The organism is Pseudomonas sp. NFACC25 (assembly GCF_900100935.1).
Classification (GTDB): domain Bacteria; phylum Pseudomonadota; class Gammaproteobacteria; order Pseudomonadales; family Pseudomonadaceae; genus Aquipseudomonas; species Aquipseudomonas marginalis.
Map to the genome: position 1 here is coordinate 90,457 of NZ_FMUC01000005.1, position 22,659 is coordinate 113,115.

The window sequence follows — 22,659 nt, forward strand, 5'->3', positions numbered from 1 at the left end:
GGTGACTATTATCTGAACCGATAGTGCTCACATAAAACCTATAAGGACCACGCCATGAAGCCCCACCAGAAAACCTTCGACCGTATCCGCGAAGCCGTCTTGCCGGAGTTTCGCGAGCGGGTCGCCGATTACCTGGTCGAGTATGAACAGGTACTGCTGGATGAGGCGTCGGAGGCCGACCAGGTGCACGCCAGTGCCCAGCAATTGCGCGGTTACCTGCGTGGCTTGAACACCACGCGGGTGCTGGGCATGGCCGATTGGGAAGACCTGGACCGGCGCGTCATGCAAATGACGGCCAGCGCTACAGCGCAGGACGTTGCAGGTTGACCCACGCCTGCACGGACGGCCGGCGCCACTGGCGCTGCGCATAAGCCACCAACTCGGCAGGTACGCTGTCGCCGTTTAGAATCAGACGATTGAGCATCACCGCCAGGTCCACGTCAGCAATGCACCACTCACCGAACAAGTACGAAGGGTTGCCCGCCAGCAGCACCTGCGCCGCACTGATCAAGCGCCGGGCTGCCCCTTGGGCGTCGGCTGACAACGGCGGCATTTTCTGCCCATAAAACACCACCAGGGTCGAACGCTCCTGGCGAATCGGCAGCAAATCACTGCGCAACCACGCCTGCACCTGTCGTGCCCTCGCCCGCTGTTTGGGATCGGCCGGATACACGCTGGTCTCGGGGTAGGCCTGGTCCAGGTATTCGGTAATCGCGGAGGATTCCGACAAGGCAAAATCGCCTTCCAACAGGGTCGGCACGCGCTGGGTCACGGATAGCTGGGCAAAGTCGGCCGTCTGGTTCTGCGCGGTGTCCAGGTCCAGGGTGACCAGGTCGAAGGCCAGGCCTTTTTCCCGCAGGGTGACGAACACCGACATCGCGTACGGGCTGGTGTAGAGCGAATCAACGTAGAGGCGCAACGGGGGCTGGTTCATGACGGGCTCCTTGGGTGAAGCCCTACGCTACGAGATGCGCGCCAAGAAAGACAATGCGCGGTTTTTATGAGGGCATTCCTGGGTGGAATACCGGGTTAACCGGCAAACCCGCCTTGGTCCAGAAACGCGCGCTCTTCATCCGTGGTGACCCTGGCCAGCACCGCATTGCGATGGGGAAAGCGCCCGAAGCGCTCGATGATCTGCGCGTGCTCCTTGGCCCAGCGGTAAGTGTTGGCATCCAGCTGCTGGTTGAGGGTCAGGGAGCGTTGCTGGTCTTTTGGGTCTTCCGAGTGCTCGAACGGCAAATAACAGAACGCCCGCAATGCCGGCTCAACCTGCTGGTCGAGCCCGGCGTCCACCATACGCTGGGCGTACAGCCGCGCCAGCGGGTCCGTGGCGAACATGTGCGCAGTGCCGCGAAAGGCGTTGCGTGGGTATTGGTCGAGCAGGATCAGCAAGGCCAAGGCGCCTTCGGCTGAATCCAGCCAGCTTTCCAGCTCGCGCCGGGCAGCCTGCAGGTGGGTGGCGTGGAAGGTGTCGCGGAAGGTGGCGTCGAACCCATCGTCCTTGGCGAACCAGCGCTTGGGGCCGGCGTGCTGCCAGAAGTCGATGACGGTTTGAGGGGTGCTCATGCTCAGGGTCTCCGGGTGTGAGTTCACTGAAGGTATCAGAAGCGAGATCAATGGAGGGCAACGCGTCGATTAATGTTATAGGATAACGCCAATTTTCCGCCCTGCCCTGTGATCCCGCCCATGACCGATGCCGTTCCCCTGCGCCAACGCCTGCTCTCCATCGACGCCCTGCGCGGCCTGGTGATCCTGTTCATGCTGCTCGACCACGTACGCGAGACCTTCCTGCTGCATCGCCAGGTCAGCGACCCGATGAGCATCGACAGTACCGAGCCCGCGTTGTTTATCAGCCGCACCCTCGCCCACCTGTGCGCGCCGGTGTTTGTGTTGCTCACGGGGTTATCCGCGTTTTTATACGGCCAGAAATACCAGGGCCGCCGCGATGTGTCGGCGTTCCTGTTCAAGCGCGGGTTGTTCCTGGTGGTGCTGGAGCTCACCCTGGTCAACTTCGCCTGGACCTTCCAGTTGCCGCCCAGCGTGATCTATCTGCAGGTGATCTGGGCGATTGGCATCAGCATGCTCGCCCTCGCCGCCCTGGTGTGGTTGCCGCGCCCGCTGTTGATCGTGCTGGCGCTGGTGATCATCGGCGGGCACAACCTGCTGGATGGCCTGCACTTCGACCCAGGCTCGGCGCTGCATATTCCGTGGACGATCCTGCATGAACGCAGTTGGATTGACGTGTCTGACACCCTGCGCCTGCGCACGACTTACCCGGTGCTGCCGTGGATCGGCGTGATTGCCCTCGGTTACGGCCTGGGCCCGTGGTTTGCCAATGCCACGCTGCCTGCCGTGCGCCAGCGGTTTTTGCTGCTCGGCGGTGTGAGTGCATTGGCGGGGTTTGTGCTGTTGCGTGCGCTCAATGGCTATGGCGAAAAGCCCTGGCAGGCGTATGACAGCGGCGTACAGACGCTGATGAGTTTTTTCAACGTCACCAAGTACCCGCCTTCGCTGTTGTTCCTGGCATTGACGCTGGGAATTGGGTTGTTGCTGTTGCTGGCGTTTGAACGCGCGGGGCATCGACGCTGGATCGGCGTGTTGGCGGTGTTTGGGTCCGTGCCGATGTTCTTTTACCTGCTGCACCTGTATGTGCTGAAAGTGCTGTATGTCGCCTGTGTCGCGCTGCTTGGCCTGAACCAGGGCAACTACTTCGGCTTCGACAGCATGGGCGCGGTGTGGCTGATGGCGCTGGTATTACCCCTGGCGCTCTACCCGCCGGTGCGCTGGTTCGCCGGGCTCAAGGCCCGCCGCCGCGACCTGGCCTGGCTCAAATACCTCTGACCTGACACGGATCCAAATGTGGGAGCTCGCCCATACTCATCGTGGCATAGGTATCTACACAATTTTCAGAGACTGGCGAGTTCCCCTGTGGCGAGCGGGCTTGTCCCGCGTTGGGCCGCGTAGCGGCCCCAAAACAGCCGCTATGGAGTTTCTGATACACCGCATTCTGCTTTACTGGGGCTGCTGCGCAGCCCAACGCGGGACAAGCCCGCTCACCACAGGGAGATTTGTCAGAGGCTGAACAGTTGTGTAGATACCCATGGCTATCGGGGGCAAGCCCCCTCCCACATTTTTTACGATATCAAGCCAACTCAGCCCGTAGCTGGCGAGCTGCAGTGACCATATGAATCAACGCCGCCTCCGCCTCCGGCCACCCCCGCGTCTTCAACCCGCAATCCGGGTTCACCCACAGGCGCTGGGCAGGAATCCGCTTTGCAGCCTTGCGCAGAAGGTTGGCCATTTCCGAGGCATCCGGTACCCGTGGAGAGTGGATATCGTAGACGCCTGGGCCAATGTCATTGGGGTACGCGAAAGCTTCGAACGCGTCCAGCAGTTCCATGTCAGAGCGTGAGGTCTCGATGGTGATCACGTCGGCATCCATGGCCGCGATGGACTCGATCACATCGTTGAACTCGCTGTAGCACATGTGCGTGTGGATCTGGGTTTCATCGCGCACACCCGAGGCGCACAGGCGGAACACTTCGGTGGCCCAGTCCAGGTAGCCTTGCCACTGCGCCTGGCGCAACGGCAAGCCTTCGCGGAACGCGGCTTCGTCGATCTGCACGATCTGGATGCCGGCGGCTTCCAGGTCGACCACTTCGTCGCGAATCGCCAGGGCCAGTTGGCGGGCCTGCACTTCGCGGCTCACGTCTTCGCGCGGGAACGACCACATCAGCATGGTCACAGGGCCGGTCAGCATGCCCTTCATCACCTTGCCGGTCAGGCCCTGGGCATAGCGGATCCACTCCACCGTCATCGCCTTCGGGCGGCTCAGGTCGCCGAAGATCACCGCCGGTTTCACGCAACGCGAACCGTAGCTCTGCACCCAGCCAAAGCGGGTGAACACGTAGCCGTCCAGTTGCTCGGCGAAGTACTCGACCATGTCGTTACGCTCGGCTTCACCGTGCACCAGCACGTCCAGGCCGAGGTTTTCCTGCACCTCGACGGCGTGACGAATCTCGCTGTGCATGGCTTCGACGTATTCGGCTTCGCTCAACTTTCCAGCCTTGTACGACTGGCGCGCCAGGCGGATCGACGCGGTCTGCGGGAACGAACCGATGGTGGTGGTCGGGAACAGCGGCAGGTTAAGGCCCGCACGTTGTTTCTCGATGCGCTGGGTAAACGGCGACTGGCGCTGGCTGTCCTGGCGGGTAATCGCCGCCGCACGCGCCTGTACCGCAGGCTTGTGGATACGCGGCGAGGCAGCGCGGGCAGCCTGCACGGCGCGGCTTTCGGCCAGGGCAGCTAGGACGTTGGGCGCTTCAGGCTGGTTGACGGCTTGCGCCAGCACCGCCACTTCGGCGCACTTCTGCACAGCGAACGCCAGCCAGCTTTTCAGCTCCGCATCCAACTGGTCTTCACGGCCCAGGTCCACCGGGCTGTGCAGCAGCGAGCAGGATGGCGCCACCCACAGGCGATCACCGAGTTTTTCATGGGCGTGCTGCAAGGTGGCCAGGGCGTTTTCCAGGTCGCAACGCCAGACGTTACGGCCGTTGACCACGCCCAGGGACAGCACTTTATAAGCCGGCAGGCGGTCGAGGATGGTCGGATACTGCTCCGGCGCGCGCACCAGGTCGATGTGCAGGCCATCCACCGGCAGGTTCGCGGCAAGGCCGAGGTTCTCTTCCAGGCCGCCGAAGTAGGTCGCCACCAGCTTTTTCAGCGGGTCACGCTGGATCAGGTTGTAGGCACGCTCGAACGCGTTCTTCCATTCCTGCGGCAGGTCGAGGACCAGGATCGGCTCGTCGATCTGCACCCATTCCACGCCGAGGTCGGCCAGGCGCTGGAAGATCTGGCCGTACAACGGCAGCAGGCGCTCAAGCAGGTCGAGCTTGTCGAAGTCACCGCCCTTGGCCTTGCCCAGCCACAGGTAGGTCAGCGGGCCGATCACCACCGGCTTGACGGTGTGACCCAGGTCGAGGGCTTCCTTAACTTCTTCGAACAACTGCTCCCACCCCAGGTGGAATTGCTGGTCGGCACTGAATTCAGGCACCAGGTAGTGGTAGTTGGTATCGAACCACTTGGTCATTTCCTGGGCATGGGCACCGCCGCAGCAGCTGTCGCTGACGCCACGGGCCATGCCGAACAGGGTGTCGAGGGTGGCCTTGCCATCGGCCGGGCGAAAACGCTCGGGGATCACACCGAACATCAGCGAGTGGGTCAGCACCTGGTCGTACCAGGCGAAATCACCGGCGGGCAGCAGCTCAATGCCCGCCTGCTTTTGCAGGGCCCAGTGGGCTTTGCGCAGGTCACGTCCGACCGCACGCAGACCGGCTTCGTCAAGCTCGCCCTTCCAGAACGCTTCCTGCGCTTTTTTCAGTTCACGATCGCGTCCAATGCGCGGAAATCCTAGGGAATGAGCGACTGCCATGACTTACAACTCCACTGTAGGTATTCAATGGCAGCCATTGTCGGCACAGGAGCATAGTGAGACAAACTCATTCTATTCCAGATGATCACAAGATCTGCTCATGTTGCCGGCAGTGAATAGATCAACCCATTGCTGGTCTCGTCCCCTCTATTACGCATACCATGGCCCCGAACAAACATTCAAATGAGCACTCATGATCAAAGCCAGCCTGCGTAGTCACCTGACCCTGTGGTTTGCCGGGTTGTCGCTGCTCATCTTATTGAGTGTGGGTTTTTACGTGGGGCACATCGCTACCGAGCAGATGAAACAGGCCAGTGGCAACACGCTGTTGAGCACTGCGCGCTCGACGGCGGCACTGTTGGCCGTGCAATTGCGCGAACGGCAGTTGGAAGTGTCCTTGCTCAGCAAGGCCCCGCTGTTTCGCCGTGGTGACCTGGATGCGCCGGATATCCTGGCCTTGATGGAACTGCGCACGCAATCGCGCGCCGAGTACGCGTGGATGGGAGTTGCCGACGCCGAGGGGCGTGTGCGCCAGGCGGTCAACGGGCTGCTGGTCAACCAATCGGTGCAGCAACGCCCCTGGTTCCAGGCTGGCCTGCGCGGCGAGTACACCGGCGATCCCCACGAGGCGGTGTTGCTGGCCAAACTGCTGCCGGGTGCGGCGAATGGCGAGCCGCTGCGCTTTATCGACTTTGCCGCGCCGATTCGCAATGCCAGCGGCGAGACGATTGGCGTGCTGGGCGCCCATGCCCACTGGCGCTGGGTGACGCAGATCGTCGCGTCCGCCGTGACGCAAAAAGACGCCCTCCCCGATATCGAGGCCTTGATTGTCGACTTCGATGGCAAGGTGCTTTACCCCGAAGCCCTCGCCGGTGAGCAGATGCCTAAAGACAAGCTGGTCACGCCAACCGGCTGGTTCACCGACAACGGCTACGTCACCGCCTCGGTCGCCGTCCCCAGCCCGTCCAACGCGCGGGTGAGCTGGTACATCATGGTGCGCCAGCCGTTGGACGTGGCCCTGCAACCGGCGCGCAGCCTGCTGTACAAATTAATGGTGCTCGGCCTGCTCGCAGCGATCATCTTTATCGTGGCTGCGTATTACCTCGCCTCATCACTCAGCCGTCCCATCGAGCGCCTGGCCAAGTCCGCCAAACAGGTGCAGGACCATCAGCCCGGCGCGGTGTTCCCCCAGGAACACCCGGTGCTGGAGATCGCCCAACTGGGGCAATCGCTCACCGGCATGACGCACTCGCTGCTCGCCAAGGAACGCGAACTGCAAGAAACCAACGCCTCCCTGGAAGCTACCGTGGCGCAACGCACCGCCGACCTCACCCAGGCCAACGCCGACCTGCTCAAGCTGGCCACCCACGACGCCCTCACCGGCGTGTTCAACCGGCGCCGCTTCGACGAAAAACTCGCCGAAAACAGCCTGTTGTTCCAGCGTACCGGCCGCACCTTTGCCCTGCTGCTGATCGATGCCGACTACTTCAAGCGCGTCAACGACACCTACGGCCACGCCGTTGGCGATGATGTGCTGTGCCAACTCGCGGCACTGATAGAAAACACCACGCGCGCCACCGACTTCGTTGCCCGTTATGGCGGAGAAGAATTCGCCGTGCTGCTGCCGGAAGTCGAAGCGCCGGACAGCCCTGACGTGGTTGCCGAAAAGATCCGTGTGGCCGTGGCGGCCGCGAAGTTCCCGATCGTGGGCAAGGTCACGGTGAGTATCGGCGTGGGCGTGGCAGAGCCATCTGACCGCGACTCCCTGGCATTGCTCAAGCGCGCGGACATGCGCTTGTATGAGGCCAAGGGCGCGGGCAGGAATCGGGTGGCGTGAGCACGCCCCCCCTGTAGGAGCGAGCTTGCTCGCGAAGAACCCAAGGACACCGCTGGCATTCTGAACAGGCGCGTTATCGTTGACGTTTTTCGCGAGCAAGCTCGCTCCTACAAAGATGAGGGGCTCAGCGGTACTACATCAACGGAATCGAATAACTCACAAACACCCGATTCTGGTCCTGATCCCGCGCCACTTCACTGCGTGACACGCCGTTCCGCCAGCCGAACCCGACGTTCTTGAATGTGCCGCTCTGCACCACGTAATCCAACGAGATATCCCGCTCCCACTCGCTGGCGTCGTTGCCGCTGGTGGTGAGGATGTGGTCGCCCTTGAGGTACATCACCGAAGCCTTCAGGCCTGGGACGCCCAGCGACGCGAAGTCGTAGGCGTACTGGGCGAACGCGGTGCGTTCGCCGGCCTGGATGAAGGTCTGTACGGTACGGTCGGTGTAGAGGTACAGGCTGGCACCGCCCTCGCCTTTGTTCACCAGGCCGCCCTGGTTGAGTTGGGCGAAGTTGCTGTCGTCCGAGACTTGCTGGTAACCGGCAGTGATCGCGTGCGGGCCGAGGGAGTAGATGAGCGCGGCGCTCCAGGTGTTGTTGTCGATTTCACCGTTGCCGTTCTTGGTATAGCCGCCCAGCTTGTAGCCTTCGGCACGGCCGGCGGCGCTGCTGTTTTTGCCGTCGGAGCTGGTCTTGAAGTAGCGCAGGTCGGTTTTCAATGAGCCGTATTCGCCCAACGGCAATACGTGGATCAACCCGGCGAAGTGTTGTTGGTAATAGTCTTCGAGGTTGGCGTAGTAGTACTGGACCATCAGGTCCTTGGTCAGTTGGTAGTCCGCACCGGCGTAGGTGAATTTATTGCTTTCCTGGGTAGCGCCCGCCGCTGCCAGGCCACTGCGGTCGCTGGAGCCGCGACCGGTGGTGTGCTCAAGCTGGCCGCCGACCAGGGTCAGGTTGTCGATGTCCTTGCTGGTGACCTGCCCGCCTTCGAACGACTGCGGCAACAGGCGGCCGTCGTTGCTCACCAGGATCGGCAGGTTCGGGCGCAGGTAGCCGTAGCGCGCTTCGGTCTTGGCAAACCGCGCCTTGGCGGTGGCGCCGCCACGGGCCCAGTTATCCGTGGCCTTGCCGTCTTCGGTGGGGATCATCGAGCTGCCGACATGGCGCGCGGCGCTGCTGTCGAGGGTCACGCCGAGCATGCCGATGGCGTCCAGGCCAAAGCCGACGGTGCCGTCGGTAAAGCCCGACTGGTAGTTGAGGATAAAGGCCTGGCCCCACTCTTCGGTCTTCGACGGTGCCGCCGTGCCGTCGCGGTTGTCGTTATTGAAGTAAAAGTTACGCATGCTCAAGTTGGCCTTGCTGTCGCTCAAAAAGTCAGCGGACGCCAAGGGGCTCAGGGCAATGCCCAGGCCGCCGGTCAATACACTTAATACATTCAACGTGGCTTTCATCAGGACGAACTCCGGCGCGGAATCCAGGTTCCGAGCGCAAAAAATGGGCAGCAGGATGCCGTCGGCCAAACGTGACGTTGGCCGGGGCGTTAACGGTTATTCAGTTGCTTAGTTGTTAGCGAGTTGAGTGAAGTGAAACCTCCGTAAACCTCAGTCAATCAATCCATGAGCGTCATAAAACGGGTACGGCCCCGGGTAATCCCCGAACACGCCGTTGTGGCTGATCAGGCCCTGTTGCGCATCCCAGCGATGCAACAGATACCCCGCCGGTTCCAGGTTGAAATGCGCGGGCGCGGCGTCCTGCAGGTCCAGCACAATCTGATGGGAAGTACCGGGGCACACACAACTCAGGCTGCCGCCAAAGCGTCGTTGCATCGGTCGGTGCAGGTGCCCGCACAGCAGGCGTTCCACTTGCGAGTGGCGAGACACAACCGCTTCCAGCGCCGCAGCGTTGATAAAGGGTTCGCGGTCCATATGGCCGATGCCGCTGATAAACGGTGGATGGTGCAGGATCAGCAACGTCGGCGCGTCCGGGCGTCGTGCCAGTTGCGCGTCCAACCAGTGCAATTGGCTGTCCAGCAGCTGGCCGCCGTGCCCACCCGGGATAGTCGAGTCCAGGCCGATCAAACGCAGCGGATGCTCGTCCACCACCCAGTCCAACGGCCCCTCTGCCGACAAAGGCAAGTAGGCGTGATCACGGAATGCCTCGAGCAACGGCCCGCGTGTGTCGTGGTTGCCGGGCACCAGGTAGCACGGCATGTGCAGGCGCGCGAGTTCGGGGTGCAGCACGGCGTATTCATCGGCGCGGCCGAAGTCCACCAGGTCACCGCTGATCACCACAATATCGGGCCGTGGGTGGCTGGCGTTCAAATGGTCGACGGCACGGCGCAGCGCGCCCAGGGTATCCACCACCCCATACGTCAGGCGCTGGCCGGCTTTAAGGTGCAGGTCGCTGATTTGCGCAACAAGAAACGGACGATTCACAAGCAAACTCTCACGCATTCAGGGTGAACAACATGTGCGGCGCAATCGCCAGGGCAATCGGCGCGCCGACGGCGTACAGGTGGTTGTCGCTGCTGTCCACCAGCAACGGTTGCGGGCCGCCCACGTCCACCAGCAGGCGGCTTTGGGCACCCTGGAAAAACTGCGCCACTAGATGGCCATGCAAGTGCCCTTCGCTCTCCATCACCCGCAGGTGTTCGGGGCGGCAGTACACCGTGCTGGGCACGTCGGCGGCCTGCCACGGCAACTCGCCGCCGCAGACTTCCAGGCCATGGGCTGTTCGCGAGGTGACGGCAAAGGCATTGAGGTTGCCGACAAAACCGGCGACGAACGCATTCGCCGGTTTCTGGTAGATCTCCCGTGGGCTGGCCAGTTGCGCGACGCGGCCGTGCTCCATCACCAGGATACGATCGCCCAGGGCCATGGCTTCGCCCTGGTCGTGGGTGACAAATACCGAGGTGATACCGAGGCCGCGCAGCAGTTCATTCAGCTCGCTGCGCAGGCGCTCGCGCAATTGCGCATCCAGGGCCGCCAGCGGTTCATCCAGCAACAGCACTTTAGGGCGCGGCGCCAGGGCACGGGCCAGGGCCACCCGTTGACGTTGGCCACCGGACAATTCGTGGATGCTGCGCTTGCCATGCTGTTGCAGGCCCACCAGTTCCAGCAGTTCCTCGCAGCGCTTGTTGCGCTCCAGAGCTGCCATGCCGCGAATCTTCAAGCCGTAGACGATATTGCCGGCCACATCGAGGTTGGGAAACAGCGCGTAGTTCTGGAACACCATGCCCACGTCGCGGCGCTCGATGGGCAGGCGGGTGACGTCGTCGCTGCCGAAAAAAACCTGGCCCACATCCGGGCGTTCCAGGCCGGCAATCAGGCGCAAGGTGGTGGTCTTGCCGCAGCCGGACGGGCCGAGGATCGCCAGGGTTTCACCGCCTTCGACGGTCAGGTTCAGGTCATGCACAGCCACGGTGCCGTCGGCGAATGCCTTGCGACAGCCTTGCAGGCGGATAGTGATAGCGGTCATCGACGCTCTCCACGGGACAAACGAGCGCTGATGGCCTGTAACGCAATCAGCAGCGGCACGATCATCAGCAAAAAGATAAGGGTGTAGGCGCTGGCGATTTCCAGGCGCGCCGAGGCGTAGCTGTCGGCCAGGCCCACGGGCAATGTCTTGGTCATCGGCGTGTGGAGCATCCAGGTCAGGTTGAATTCGCCCAACGACAAGGTCACCACCATCAGCACGCCGGCCAGAATCCCCGCCCGGCAGTTGGGCACCACCACGCTGAAAAAGCGCTTGATCGGCCCGGCGCCCAAACTGGCCGCCGCCTCTTCCAGCACCGGCAGTTGCTGGCGTTGCATCACCGCCATCACCGGACGTACCAGGAACGGCAAGGTGAACAACACATGGCCCACCAGGATGAACAACCAGCTGCTGCGAAACGTGCCGAACTGGCCGTAGGTGAGCAGCAACGCCAGCGCACTGGCCAGCCCCGGCATCGCCACCGGCAGCACCATCAGTTCTTCGAAGGCACGGCTGAAGCGGTTGTTCATGCGCACCAGCGCATAGGCCGCCGGCACGCCGATCACGCAGACACACACCGCGCACGCCAGGGCCAATTGCAAGGACAGCCATACGGTGGGCGAATAGGCCTGCCAGACCTGGATCAACCAGTCGAAGGTCAGGCCGCTGGACAGGCCGACGAAAAAATTGCGCGTCAACCCGGCCAGCAACGACATCAGCACCGGCACCAACATGAACGCGCACACCAGCAAGGTGAACAGCAGTTGCATCACAAACAGCGATGAGCGTTTCACAAGACCGTCCCCGCATTTTTCACCAGGCGTCGCGTGAGCAACAGCACCGCCCAGGTCACCGCGCCGAGCACCACCGACAACGCGGCGGCGACGGCAAAGTTGGCGTAGTTGGTGAACACGTTGTAGATCGCCACCGGGGTCACATTCAGGCGCGTGCCCAAGGTGAACGCGGTGCCGAAGGCGCCCATGGACGTGGCGAAGCAGATCGCGCCGCAGGACGCCAACGCCGGCGCCAGGCCCGGCACGATCACGTCGCAGACCACCCGCCAGTGCCCTGCTCCCAGCGAGTGCGCGGCTTCTTCCAGGCTGCGGTCGAGGCTTTCGCACGCGGCCATCACCGTGAGGATCACCCGCGGAATCGAGAAGTACAGGTAGCCGACAAACAGCCCGGCCAGGGAGTAGGCAAAGATCCAGCGCTCACCGGCCAATTGCAGGCCCAGGGACGCCAGCAGCCCCTGGCGCCCGGCCAGCAGGATCACCAGGAAGCCCACCACCACCCCGGGAAACGCCAGGGGAAACGTGAGCAACGCCACCAACGCCGAGCGCCCGAAAAACTGCTGGCGCGCGAGGAACACCCCACTGATGCCACCGATCAACAACGCGGTGAACGTCACCACGATCGCCAGCACGCAGGTCTGCGCCAGGCTGCCCAGGTACTGCGCGCTGCTGAGCACCTGCCAATAGCCGCTGCCGTGGCTGTCGCGGCTGTCGGCGCCGAGCACCATCAAGTGCGCCAGCGGCAACAGCCAGAACGCGAACAGCACCGCAAAGGCCGGGGCCAGCGCCCAGGCCGCTTGTTTTGCCGATGCAGCCACTTACTTGACCTCGTTCAGGTAACGGGCGGCGAAGGCTTCCTGCACAGCGGCCATTTTCTGATAGTCCACCACACCGGCGCGGGCGTAATCGCTGTCGGGCAGGAACTGCGCGGCGACGTCGGCCGGCATGGTCACCGGGCGCACCGGGCGCAAGTAAGCCTTGGCCCAGAGGGCCTGGCCTTGGTCCGACAGCACGAAGTCCAGCACCTTCTCGCCATTGGCGCGGTGCGGCGCGTTGGCCACCAGGCTCATCACATAAGGCACGCTGATGCTGCCTTCCTTGGGGATCACGAAGGCGACGTTGGCGTTGTCTTTGTAGCGGGCGCGGTAGGCGTTGAAATCGTAGTCCACCAGGATCGGCAACTCGCCGGACAGCACCCGCGCATAGGCGGTCTGCTTGGGCACGATGGGGGCGTTTTTTGCCAGTTTCTGGAAGTAACCGATGGCCGGGGCGAAGTTGTCCAGGTCGCCGCCCATTGCGCGGTTGATCGCCACGGCAGAGACGTAGCCGACGAAGGCGCTGGACGGGTCCAGGTAGCCGACCATGCCTTTGTATTGCGGCTTGAGCAGGTCGGCCCAGCTTTGCGGCACCGGCAGGCCGCCCAATGCATCGACGTTGACCATGATGCCCAGGGTGCCGGAGTGGATCGCAAACCACTGGCCGGCGGGGTCTTTCAACCCGGCGGGGATCTGTTCCCAGCCCTTGGGCTTGTAACCCTCGACCACGCCGGCCTTTTGCGCCTGCAAGCCGAAGGTCACGCCGTAGTAGACCACGTCGGCGACGGGCGCGGCCTTTTCGGCCACCAGTTGCGCCAGGGACTGGCCGGAGTTCTTGTTGTCCAGCGGCACCTGCACCCCCGTGTCGGCAGCGATGGCCTTGAGCTGGGTGCCCCAGTCGGCCCAGTCCGGCGGGCAGTTGTAGCAAATAGCCGTTTCGGCGGCCTGGGCCAGGCTGGCCACGCCGCAGAGCAGCACGGCGGCCAGGGTTTTACTGAATGCGCGCATCAAGGGACTCCTCAAAGGGTTGGGTACTTTCGCCCGGCCGGATATGGCAAGGCAGGCAATGGGAAATGGGATCGTTGCCGGCGATCTGCGCCAGCAGTTGGTCAATCACCGTGCTGGCCAGCAGCGCGATGGGCTGCACCACGCTGCACAGGGTCGGGTGCATCTGGGTGCCGAGGGCGATGCCGTCAAAGCCCATCACCGACAGTTGCCCGGGCACATTCCAGGCGTTGCGGCGCAGCTCGGCGATCAGGCTGATCGCGAGGAAATCGTTGGAACACACCAGGGCGCTGGGGGCGTCGGGGCCGTTGAGGTACGGCTGGATGGCAGCGAATTCGGCCTGGGTATGGGCGGGCATTTCGATCACCGCGCGGCTTTTGAGACCGTATGCCTTCATCGCGTCGCAGTAACCGGCATAGCGCAGGCGTGCGCGGTCGGACTGCAAGGCGGGGCCGGCGACCATGCTGATGCGTCGATGACCGGCCTCCAGCAGGTAGCGCGTGGCCAAGGCCATGCCGGCGCGGTTGTCCACCGACACGGCGCTGTAGTTGGGGTTGCTCGGTTGGTGATAGGCCAGCACGAACGGCGTTCGTTCGGTATTCAGGCTGCTGAGCACGCTGTTGCTTTCGGCATCGGTGACCGTCAGCACCAGGCCATCGACGCGCTGGCGCAGCAGTTCCTCCACCACGATGCACTCGCGCTCGCTGCTGTAGTCGGTGGTCGCCAGCACCAGGCTGTAGCCACGCAAGCGTGCGGCACGCTCCATGGCCTGGAACTGTTCGGCGAATACCGGGTTGAGCAGGTTGGGCACCACCACGCCGATCAACTGGGTGGTTTGCAGGCGCAATTGGCGGCCGAGCAGGTTGGGCCGAAAGCCCAACTCACGGGCGGCGGCGAACACCTGCTCACGGGTCGCCGGGCGCACCTGGTCGGGGGAGGCAAAAGTGCGGGCGGCGGTCGCACGGGAAACGCCGGCCAGTCGCGCGACGTCTTTCAAATCAGTCATGGTCACTCGCTTGAGATCGATCTCATTGGCGAGGACAGTAACGGCGGAATGTGGCAGGAAGGTGGTGGGGAGATGACGGTTTGATGGCAGTGCAGCAGAGGTACCTGGGGCCAAATGTGGGAGGGGGCTCGCCGCCGATAGCAGAGGGTCAATAAAGAATAGGCTGGCTGATACACCGCTATCGGGGGCAAGCCCCCTCCCACATTAGAGCGGTGTAGATGCATAGATAGTCATACTCAGTGGTTAGGATCGTAAAGCTGGCGCAGCAAAATCCGCCCACTAACCTTTCGATTCGATCCAAGTGCGGGCACAATGCGTGTCCTTTTTTGGCAGGCACCGCCGCAGGCTCTCAAAAATGATCAAAACGCCGTACTACCTCATCGATAAACAGAAGCTTCTGGTCAACATGCAGAAGATTGCTTACGTGCGCGAGCAGTCCGGCGCCAAGGCCCTGCTGGCGCTCAAGTGCTTTGCCACCTGGTCGGTGTTCGACCTGATGCAGGAATACATGGACGGCACCACCTCGTCGTCGCTGTACGAGTTGAAGCTCGGTCGCCAGAAGTTCGAAGGCGAGGCGCACGCCTACAGCGTGGCCTGGGCCGACGATGAAATCGAAGAGATGCTCGATAACTGCGACAAGATCATCTTCAACTCCATCAGCCAGCTGCAGCGTTTTGCCGAGCGCAGCGAAGGCAAGACCCGCGGCCTGCGCGTCAACCCGCAGGTGAGCAGCTCCGACTACCTGCTGGCCGACCCGGCGCGTCCGTTCAGCCGCCTGGGCGAATGGGACCCGGTGAAGATCGAAGGCATGATCGAACAGATCTCCGGCTTCATGTTCCACAACAACTGCGAGAACGGCGACTTCAACCTGTTCGACCAGATGCTGAACACCATCGAAGAACGCTTCGGCGCGCTGCTGCACAAGGTCAACTGGGTCAGCCTCGGCGGCGGCATCCACTTCACCGGTGAAGGCTATGCCATCGACGCCTTCTGCCAGCGCCTCAAGGCGTTCTCGCAGAAGTACGACGTGCAGGTCTACCTGGAACCCGGCGAAGCGGCGATCACCAACAGCGCCTCCCTGGAAGTCACCGTGCTCGACACCCTCTACAACGGCAAAAACCTCGCCGTCGTCGACAGCTCCATCGAAGCCCACCTGCTGGACCTGCTGATCTATCGCCTCAACGCCAAGCTGGCGCCGAGCGAGGGCGAACACACCTACATGGTGTGCGGCAAATCCTGCCTGGCCGGGGACATCTTCGGCGAGTATCAATTTGATCGTCCGCTGGCCATCGGCGATCGGCTGTCGTTCATCGACACCGCGGGCTACACCATGGTCAAGAAAAATTGGTTCAACGGCCTGAAAATGCCGTCCATCGTAGTGAAACAACTCGACGGTACAGTCGAAGTGGTTCGTGAATTTGGTTACGACGACTACCTGTCCAGCCTTTCGTAAGCTGGCGGATAAAGGAGAGATAAAGCAATTGAAAAAGAACGTTCTTATCATTGGTGCAGGAGGTGTCGCCAAGGTGGTGGCCCACAAGTGCGCGCAGCACAACGACGAACTCGGTCGTATTGCTATCGCGTCGCGCAACATCTCCAAATGCCAGGCCATCATCGACAGCGTCAAGGCCAAGGGTAGCCTCAAGGTACCCGCCGACATCCAGGCCTTCGCGCTGAACGCCCTGGACGTGGAAGCGACCAAGGCCCTGATCCGCGAGACCGAATCCCAGATCGTCATCAACGTGGGTTCCGCGTTCCTCAACATGTCGGTACTGCGTGCCTGCATCGACACGGGCGTTGCGTACCTCGACACCGCCATCCACGAAGAGCCGGGCAAGGTCTGCGAGACCCCGCCGTGGTACGGCAACTACGAATGGAACCACCTGGAAGAGTGCAAACAGAAGAACATCACCGCCATCCTTGGCGTGGGCTTCGACCCGGGTGTCGTCAACGCGTATGCCGCGCTGGCGCAGCAACAGCATTTCGACCGCATTGATTCGATCGACATCCTCGACGTCAATGCCGGCTCCCATGGCAAATACTTCGCCACCAATTTCGATCCGGAAATCAACTTCCGCGAATTCACCGGGCAGGTGTGGAGCTGGCAGAACAGCCAGTGGACCAGCAACACCATGTTCGAAGTCAAACGCACCGACGACCTGCCGGTCGTGGGTTCGCAGAACCTCTACCTCACCGGCCACGATGAAGTGCACTCGCTGTCGAAAAACCTCGACGTGCCCAACGTGCGTTTCTGGATGAGCTTCGGCGAACACTACATCAACGTGTTCACCGTGCTGAAAAACCTCGGCCTGCTCTCCGAGAAGCCGGTCACCACCGCCGAAGGCCTGGAAGTGGTGCCGTTGAAAGTGGTCAAGGCCGTGCTGCCCGACCCGTCGTCGCTGGCACCGGGCTACACCGGCAAGACCTGCATTGGCGACCTGGTCAAAGGCACCAAGGATGGCCAGCCGCGTGAGATGTTCATCTACAACGTGGCGGATCACGAAGAAGCCTTCGCCGAGACCGACAGCCAGGGCATCTCCTACACCGCAGGCGTTCCACCGGTAGCCGCCGCGTTGCTGGTCGCCCGTGGCGAGTGGGATGTGAAACACATGGCTAACGTCGAGGAACTGCCGGCTGAGCCGTTCCTCAAGGCGCTGGACGTGATGGGCCTGCCGACTCGCATCAAAGACGAGAACGGTGACCGTGCCTGGGATGCGATTGCCTGATAGGCGATAGTTGACCGAACAAAAAAATGCGCCCGAAGGGGCGCATTTTTTGTTGGGGCTCACACCAATCTCAAAGAATGATGAAGATCAAAATGTGGGAGCGGGCTTGCTCGCGAATGCGGTGTGCCAGTCACTGCATCTGGCGACTGATACACCGCATTCGCGAGCAAGCCCGCTCCCACATTGGATTTGCTGTGTTCTTGAGAGCGGGTTACTCCAGGTTGCGCGCCGAATTGCTCAACGCCCTTGAACACTGCAACAACGCCGGCGCCAACTGCTTCTCCGCATCCGCCCTGCTCCACCGACTGGTCGGCGCCACCACATGCACCGCCGCCACCGGGCGGCCATTGGCGCCCAGCACCGGCGCGCCGATGGTCATGTCGCCGAGGAACAGCTCCTGGGCATTCACCGCATAGCCCTGCTCGCGCACCTGCTGCAACGATTCCAGAATGCCCGCCACGTCCGTCAACGTCTGGCTGGTGTGTGCCACCCGCTGGCTGTGCTCGATCAGCGCCAACGCCTCCTCCTGCGGCAATGCACTCAGATACGCCCTCCCCGACGCCGTACAGTACATCGGCACCCGCGAGCCGATCGGCATATGCACCGGTACAAAACCCGCGCTGACAAAGCGCGCGATATAGGTCATGTCGTAGCCCGCCGGCTCGGTCAGGCACGAGGTCTCGCCTGTGAGCCTGGTCAGTTCCGACAGAAACGGGTTGGCCACCTCGATCAATGAATGCGCATCCAGGTAGCTGAACCCCAACTCCAGCACCCGGGGGGTGAGTTGGTAATGCCGTGTGCGGGAGTGTTTCCGAAGGTAACCCAGGCTTTCAAGGGTAAACACCATGCGCTGGGCCGAGCTTTTGGTCATGCCAGCGGCCTCGGCCACCTCTGCAAGGCTCATGCTGCGGCGCTGGGCGCTGAATGCCTTGAGCACCGACAGGCCTTTTTCCAGGGATTGGTTGTGCAGACTGTTGCGTTCTTCGGACATGGCGGACTCGCGGTCAAGTAGGTCAGGCGTGGCGATATTACTACTCCAAATCACAAAAATAGACCATTAAATATCGCATATCGATACGAATGGTTCATTTTGTCGATTTTATATAACGTAATTCGATTTATTTGAATCGAAATGGCACAGAGCTTGCGATTTCATCGGTAACCGCTCGCGGTACTGACTTTCCGTTTTCCTTCTGGAGTAGCCCGATGAACAGTCTTTCGCCCTTGTTTCGCCGCCTTGCCTTCGGTGTGTGCGCCACACTCTGCGTCAGCGTCGCGCACGCAGAAAGTGCGTCCACGTACAAAGTCGGTGCAACCGCCAGTGGGTCGCCGTTCACCTTCCTCGATATCAAGACCAACAGCATCCAGGGCGTGATGGTCGACGTCGCCGAGGCCGTGGGCAAGGCCGGCGGCTTCACCAGCCAGATCGAACAGACCAACTTCGCTGCGCTGATCCCCTCCCTCACCTCCGGCAAGCTCGACTTCATTTCCGCCGGCATGCTCAAGACCGAAGAGCGCACCAAGGTCGTCGACTTCAGCGCCCCGGTGTACGCCTACGGTGAGGGCCTGATCATCAATGCCGACGACAGCGCCGCCTACCCCGACCTCACGCAGCTCAAGGATCAGGTGGTCGGCGTACAGGCCGGCACGGTGTTCTACGACCAACTGAACAAGCTGGGGATCTTCAAGGAGATTCGCACCTACGACTCCATCGGCGAGATGGTCCGCGACCTGTCCCTGGGGCGCATCAAGGCGGCGGTCGGCGACCAGCCGGTGGTGGCCTACCAGATTCGCCAGAAGCTGTTCAAAGGCGTGAAGCTCGCCCCCGACTACCAGCCCACCAACGTCGGCGAAGTCTGCCTGGTGGTACGCAAAGGCGATGCGCAAACCCTCGGGCGCCTGAACACCGCCATCGCCAGCATCAAGGCCGACGGCACCCTGGACAGCATCCTCAAGAAGTGGGGACTTGATACCCAGGTGCGCCCATGAACCCGGCCGAGTTCCTGCAAAACGCCCGGGACTTCCTGCCGATTCTGCTGCAGGGCGCCTGGGTGACGATCCAGATCACCGTGCTGTCGTTCCTGCTCAGCAGTGCAATCGGCCTGGTGCTGGCGCTGCTCAAGCTGTCGCCGATTCGCACGCTGTCATGGGTGGCCAGCACCATCATCAACGTGATCCGTGGCCTGCCGATCATCGTGCAGCTGTTCTACATCTACTTCGTGCTGCCGGACATGGGCGTGCACCTCACGGCGTTCTACGCCGGGGTGATCGGCATGGGCATCGCCTACTCGGCATACCAGGCCGAGAACTTCCGCACCGGCATCATTGCCGTGGAACAGGGCCAGCGTGAAGCCGCCGAAGCCCTGGGCATGCGCTCGGCCCTGATGATGCGCCGGGTGATCCTGCCCCAGGCATTTCGCATCGCCCTGCCGCCCTACGGCAACACCCTGGTGATGATGCTCAAGGATTCGTCCCTGGTGTCCACCATCACCGTCGCCGAGATGACCCGCCAAGGCCAACTGATCGCCTCGTCGACCTTCCAGAACATGACCGTCTACACCCTGGTCGCCCTGCTCTACCTGCTGATGAGCCTGCCGCTGGTGTATGGCCTGCGTCGTATGGAGCAGCACCTGGGGCGGAGGAAAAAAGCATGATCGAGATTCGTCAGTTGCAAAAACATTACGGCAGCCACCGCGTCCTGCACGGCGTTGACCTCGACGTGGCCAAGGGCGAAGTGGTGTGCCTGATCGGCCCCTCGGGCTCGGGCAAATCCACCCTGCTGCGCTGCATCAACGCGCTGGAAGCCTACGATGGCGGCCACATCAACGTGTTCGGCGAAACCGTGCAACGCGGCAGCAAAACCGTGCACGCGCTGCGCAGCCGCATGGGCATGGTGTTTCAGCGCTTCAACCTGTTCCCCCACCGCACCGTGCTGGAAAACGTGATGGAAGGTCCGGTGTATGTCAAAGGCGAACCGCTCAAGCAGGCCCGCGAAGAGGCCCTGGTGTTGCTGGACAAGGTGGGCCTGAGCGCCAAGGCCGACGCCTACCCCGAACAGCTCTCCGGCGGCCAGCAGCAACGCGTGGCCATCGCCCGCGCCCTGGCGATGAAACCTGAAGCCATGCTGTTCGACGAACCCACCTCGGCCCTCGACCCGGAACTGGTGGGCGATGTCCTGGCGGTAATGCGCACCCTGGCCGACGAAGGCATGACCATGATCGTGGTCACCCATGAAATGGGCTTTGCCCGCGAAGTGGCCGACCGCGTGTGCTTCCTGCATGGCGGCTACATCGTCGAGAGCGGCCCGGCCGAGCAGGTGCTGGGCGATCCACAGCATGCACGTACCCAGGACTTCCTGCGGCGCGTGCTGCACCCCACCGGCAACACGCGGAGCCTGTCATGAAATCATTGTGGTCGGCGACGGCGCCCTCCGTGGTGCCGACGCCTGCGCTGGGTGAGTCGGTGAAAGTGGATGTGGCGATTGTCGGCGCGGGGTATACCGGCCTGTCGACAGCCCTGCATCTGGCCGAGCGCGGGGTCAGCGTGTGCGTGCTGGAAGCCAATGAGCCCGGCTGGGGCGCATCGGGACGCAATGGCGGGCAGGTCAACCCGACGCTCAAGTACGACCCGGAGCAACTGGTGCAGATGTACGGGCCGGAGCAGGCCGAGCCGTTGATCTCGACAGTGTCGAACTCGGCGGACCTGGTGTTCACGTTGATCGACAGGCACGGCATTGATTGCGCGCCGGTGCGCAAAGGCTGGATGCAGGTGTCGTACACGCAAAAGGGCGTGGCCGGCCTGCATGCGCGAGCCGAGCAATGGGCGCGGCGCGGCGTGCCGGTGCAGCGCCTGGATGCGGCGGCGGTGGCATCGCGCATGGGCAGCGAGGCATTCGCCGGCGGCTGGCTGGATGGCCGCGCCGGGGCGATTCAGCCGCTGGCGTATGCCCGTGGGCTGGTCGGCGCGGCGTTGGCGGCGGGTGTTCGCATTCATGGTCACAGTGCAGTGACAGGGTTACAGCGCCAGGGCCCGGGGTGGCAACTGCAGACCGCTGGCGGTGCGCAGGTGATGGCCGATCAAGTGGTGCTGGCCACCAATGGCTACAGCGGCAACCTATGGCCGGGCATGGCACAGAGCATCCTCGCGGCGAACAGTTTTATCGTCGCCACCAAACCGCTGCGTGGGCGTGCGGCAGAGAGCATCTTGCCGGGACAGGAAACCGTGTCCACCGCACAACGGCTGCTGCTGTACTTTCGCAAAGACAGTCATGGGCGCTTACTGATGGGCGGACGCGGGCTGTTCAACGACCCCACGTCACCGGCCGATTTTGCCCACCTGGAGCGCTCCCTGGCGCTGCTCTTTCCGCAATTGGGCCCGCTGGAATTTGAGTACCGCTGGGCCGGGCGTATCGCAATCACACGGGACTTCATGCCCCATGTCCACGAACCGGCACCGGGGCTGACCTTGGCGCTGGGCTGCAATGGCCGCGGCATCGCATTGTGTACCAGCCTGGGGCAGCAACTGGCCGGGCGGTTGTGCGACAGCCAGGCTGAATTTGCCTACCCGGTCACGCCGCTGCAGCGCTTGCCGATGCACGGATTGCAGCGGTTTTACATTGGTGCGGGGGTGGCTTGGTACAGCTTGTTGGATCGGCTCAATATCAGCTGAGTCCTAATTGCAGGGGCGCCGAAAACCGTTATCCCTCACAGGTCCTTTGGTACGCAAAACCCGCTAGGCTTAGCCATGGACTGGCTGACCTGCGGGTTTGCGGTCTATTCATCCTGTGGGAAAGGCATGCTCATGCAACTCGACAACACTCGCACCGCCCGTGTCATCGGGCTGGTGTACAGCACCTGCTGCTATTTGGCGTTCCTGTTCACCTGTTTGTATTTGATCGGCTTCGTCGGCAGCGTGGCGGTGCCCAAGAACATCAACGATGGGCCCCTCCTCGCGTGGCCAGCCGCCGTGCTGATCAACTGCGCATTGATCCTGCTGTTCGGCGTCCAGCACACGGCCATGGCGCGCAAAGGCTTCAAACAGTGGCTGGTGGCAGTCATTCCGACCTCCGTTGAACGCTCCACGTATGTGCTGCTCAGCAGCCTGGTGCTGATGCTGATGTTCTGGCTGTGGCAACCGATGCCGCTCACCGTCTGGAAGGTTGAAACGACGTGGGCCAAGACCCTGTTGATGGGCCTGTTCTGGCTGGGCTGGGGCATCGCTTTACTGGCAACTTTTTTGATTGACCACTTCGAACTGTTCGGGCTCAAGCAGGCCATCGACCGTTGGCGCAAAACCACACCACAGGCACCAGTATTCAGGACGCCGCTGTTTTACAGGATCGTGCGTCACCCGCTGTACCTGGGTTTCCTGATCGCTTTTTGGGCAACGCCATACATGACGGCCGGGCACCTGTTGTTTGCGACAGGGATGACGGTTTACCTCTTCATTGGCGCCAGCTTTGAAGAAAAGGACCTGGTGGTGTTGTTTGGTGAGCGGTATCGGCGCTACCAGCAAGAGGTGGGCATGATTTTGCCGGGGTCGAAGACGCGCAAAAAAGGACGCTGAATAGGCG

General features: G+C 62.2%; 21 protein-coding genes. 10 read left to right on the plus strand and 11 right to left on the minus strand.

Features of this window, described 5'->3' with window-relative positions; translation table 11 throughout:
* Window positions 1-54: 54 nt before the first annotated feature.
* Window positions 55-327 carry a hypothetical protein gene (locus BLQ09_RS13835; protein WP_027607230.1) on the plus strand — a complete coding sequence of 91 codons (273 nt, stop codon included), beginning with the start codon at window positions 55-57 and terminating at the stop codon, window positions 325-327.
* Here the strand turns inward: BLQ09_RS13835 and yfcF are convergent.
* Window positions 302-934 carry a glutathione transferase gene (yfcF, locus tag BLQ09_RS13840; RefSeq protein WP_027607231.1) on the minus strand — a complete coding sequence of 211 codons (633 nt, stop codon included), beginning with the start codon at window positions 932-934 and terminating at the stop codon, window positions 302-304. The two genes, BLQ09_RS13835 and yfcF, sit on opposite strands and share 26 nt — an antisense overlap.
* 95 nt (window positions 935-1,029) lie before the next feature.
* A complete protein-coding gene (locus BLQ09_RS13845; RefSeq protein ID WP_092357366.1) occupies window positions 1,030-1,566 on the minus strand; it encodes a DUF924 family protein in 537 nt (178 codons plus the stop codon).
* A 120-nt stretch (window positions 1,567-1,686) separates the two neighbouring features.
* Between BLQ09_RS13845 and BLQ09_RS13850 the strand changes: the two genes are divergently transcribed.
* On the plus strand, window positions 1,687-2,841 hold the full coding sequence (locus BLQ09_RS13850) for an acetyltransferase domain-containing protein (RefSeq protein ID WP_092357368.1): 1,155 nt from the start codon (window positions 1,687-1,689) through the stop codon (window positions 2,839-2,841).
* A gap of 301 nt (window positions 2,842-3,142) precedes the next feature.
* Here the strand turns inward: BLQ09_RS13850 and metE are convergent, their stop codons facing one another.
* A complete protein-coding gene (metE, locus tag BLQ09_RS13855; RefSeq protein WP_092357370.1) occupies window positions 3,143-5,431 on the minus strand; it encodes a 5-methyltetrahydropteroyltriglutamate--homocysteine S-methyltransferase in 2,289 nt (762 codons plus the stop codon).
* A 193-nt stretch (window positions 5,432-5,624) separates the two neighbouring features.
* Between metE and BLQ09_RS13860 the strand changes: the two genes are divergently transcribed.
* Window positions 5,625-7,268: a sensor domain-containing diguanylate cyclase gene (locus BLQ09_RS13860; RefSeq protein ID WP_092357372.1), complete on the plus strand. Its 1,644-nt coding sequence runs from the start codon at window positions 5,625-5,627 to the stop codon at window positions 7,266-7,268.
* A 133-nt stretch (window positions 7,269-7,401) separates the two neighbouring features.
* Here BLQ09_RS13860 and BLQ09_RS13865 read toward each other — a convergent pair whose 3' ends face one another.
* The 7 genes from BLQ09_RS13865 to BLQ09_RS13895 form a co-directional block, all read right to left on the minus strand.
* Entirely contained in the window at window positions 7,402-8,721 is a 1,320-nt protein-coding gene (locus tag BLQ09_RS13865) for an OprD family porin (protein WP_092357684.1), read from the minus strand.
* A 150-nt stretch (window positions 8,722-8,871) separates the two neighbouring features.
* Window positions 8,872-9,705, minus strand: a complete 834-nt coding sequence (locus BLQ09_RS13870; protein WP_092357686.1) for a phosphodiesterase — start codon at window positions 9,703-9,705, stop codon at window positions 8,872-8,874.
* 10 nt (window positions 9,706-9,715) lie between these two features.
* Entirely contained in the window at window positions 9,716-10,747 is a 1,032-nt protein-coding gene (locus BLQ09_RS13875) for an ABC transporter ATP-binding protein (protein WP_092357374.1), read from the minus strand.
* On the minus strand, window positions 10,744-11,538 hold the full coding sequence (locus BLQ09_RS13880; RefSeq protein WP_065924597.1) for an ABC transporter permease: 795 nt from the start codon (window positions 11,536-11,538) through the stop codon (window positions 10,744-10,746). The genes BLQ09_RS13875 and BLQ09_RS13880 overlap by 4 nt, the downstream gene beginning before the upstream one ends.
* Window positions 11,535-12,353 carry an ABC transporter permease gene (locus BLQ09_RS13885; protein ID WP_053134326.1) on the minus strand — a complete coding sequence of 273 codons (819 nt, stop codon included), beginning with the start codon at window positions 12,351-12,353 and terminating at the stop codon, window positions 11,535-11,537. Before BLQ09_RS13885 ends, BLQ09_RS13880 begins: the two co-directional genes overlap by 4 nt.
* A complete protein-coding gene (locus tag BLQ09_RS13890) occupies window positions 12,354-13,358 on the minus strand; it encodes an ABC transporter substrate-binding protein (RefSeq protein ID WP_092357376.1) in 1,005 nt (334 codons plus the stop codon). It abuts the gene before it with no gap.
* Window positions 13,342-14,361 (minus strand): LacI family DNA-binding transcriptional regulator, encoded by a 1,020-nt coding sequence (locus tag BLQ09_RS13895; protein ID WP_027607242.1) that lies wholly within the window; start codon window positions 14,359-14,361, stop codon window positions 13,342-13,344. The genes BLQ09_RS13890 and BLQ09_RS13895 overlap by 17 nt, the downstream gene beginning before the upstream one ends.
* Window positions 14,362-14,716: 355 nt before the next feature.
* Between BLQ09_RS13895 and BLQ09_RS13900 the strand changes: the two genes are divergently transcribed.
* Both BLQ09_RS13900 and BLQ09_RS13905 read left to right on the plus strand, forming a co-directional pair.
* Window positions 14,717-15,814, plus strand: coding sequence for a carboxynorspermidine decarboxylase (locus BLQ09_RS13900; protein ID WP_092357378.1), 1,098 nt, complete (start codon window positions 14,717-14,719; stop codon window positions 15,812-15,814).
* A gap of 28 nt (window positions 15,815-15,842) precedes the next feature.
* Window positions 15,843-17,087: a saccharopine dehydrogenase family protein gene (locus BLQ09_RS13905; RefSeq protein WP_027607244.1), complete on the plus strand. Its 1,245-nt coding sequence runs from the start codon at window positions 15,843-15,845 to the stop codon at window positions 17,085-17,087.
* A gap of 211 nt (window positions 17,088-17,298) precedes the next feature.
* On the opposite strand, the gene BLQ09_RS13910 is transcribed toward BLQ09_RS13905, so the two are convergent.
* Complete coding sequence (locus BLQ09_RS13910) at window positions 17,299-18,078, minus strand: IclR family transcriptional regulator (RefSeq protein ID WP_027607245.1); 780 nt, start codon at window positions 18,076-18,078, stop codon at window positions 17,299-17,301.
* Window positions 18,079-18,293: 215 nt separating this feature from the next.
* Here BLQ09_RS13910 and BLQ09_RS13915 point away from each other — a divergent pair, with 215 nt between their 5' ends.
* The 5 genes from BLQ09_RS13915 (at window position 18,294) to mddA (ending at window position 22,652) form a co-directional block, all read left to right on the plus strand.
* A complete protein-coding gene (locus BLQ09_RS13915) occupies window positions 18,294-19,076 on the plus strand; it encodes an ABC transporter substrate-binding protein (protein WP_092357380.1) in 783 nt (260 codons plus the stop codon).
* The gene (gene ehuD / locus BLQ09_RS13920; protein ID WP_027607247.1) at window positions 19,073-19,741 is read left to right on the plus strand and encodes an ectoine/hydroxyectoine ABC transporter permease subunit EhuD; all 669 of its coding nucleotides are present in this window, start codon (window positions 19,073-19,075) and stop codon (window positions 19,739-19,741) included. The genes BLQ09_RS13915 and ehuD overlap by 4 nt, the downstream gene beginning before the upstream one ends.
* Window positions 19,738-20,490 carry an amino acid ABC transporter ATP-binding protein gene (locus BLQ09_RS13925; RefSeq protein WP_027607248.1) on the plus strand — a complete coding sequence of 251 codons (753 nt, stop codon included), beginning with the start codon at window positions 19,738-19,740 and terminating at the stop codon, window positions 20,488-20,490. Before ehuD ends, BLQ09_RS13925 begins: the two co-directional genes overlap by 4 nt.
* Complete coding sequence (locus BLQ09_RS13930) at window positions 20,487-21,755, plus strand: NAD(P)/FAD-dependent oxidoreductase (RefSeq protein WP_027607249.1); 1,269 nt, start codon at window positions 20,487-20,489, stop codon at window positions 21,753-21,755. The genes BLQ09_RS13925 and BLQ09_RS13930 overlap by 4 nt, the downstream gene beginning before the upstream one ends.
* Window positions 21,756-21,881: 126 nt before the next feature.
* A complete protein-coding gene (gene mddA / locus BLQ09_RS13935; protein ID WP_092357688.1) occupies window positions 21,882-22,652 on the plus strand; it encodes a methanethiol S-methyltransferase in 771 nt (256 codons plus the stop codon).
* Window positions 22,653-22,659: the final 7 nt, after the last annotated feature.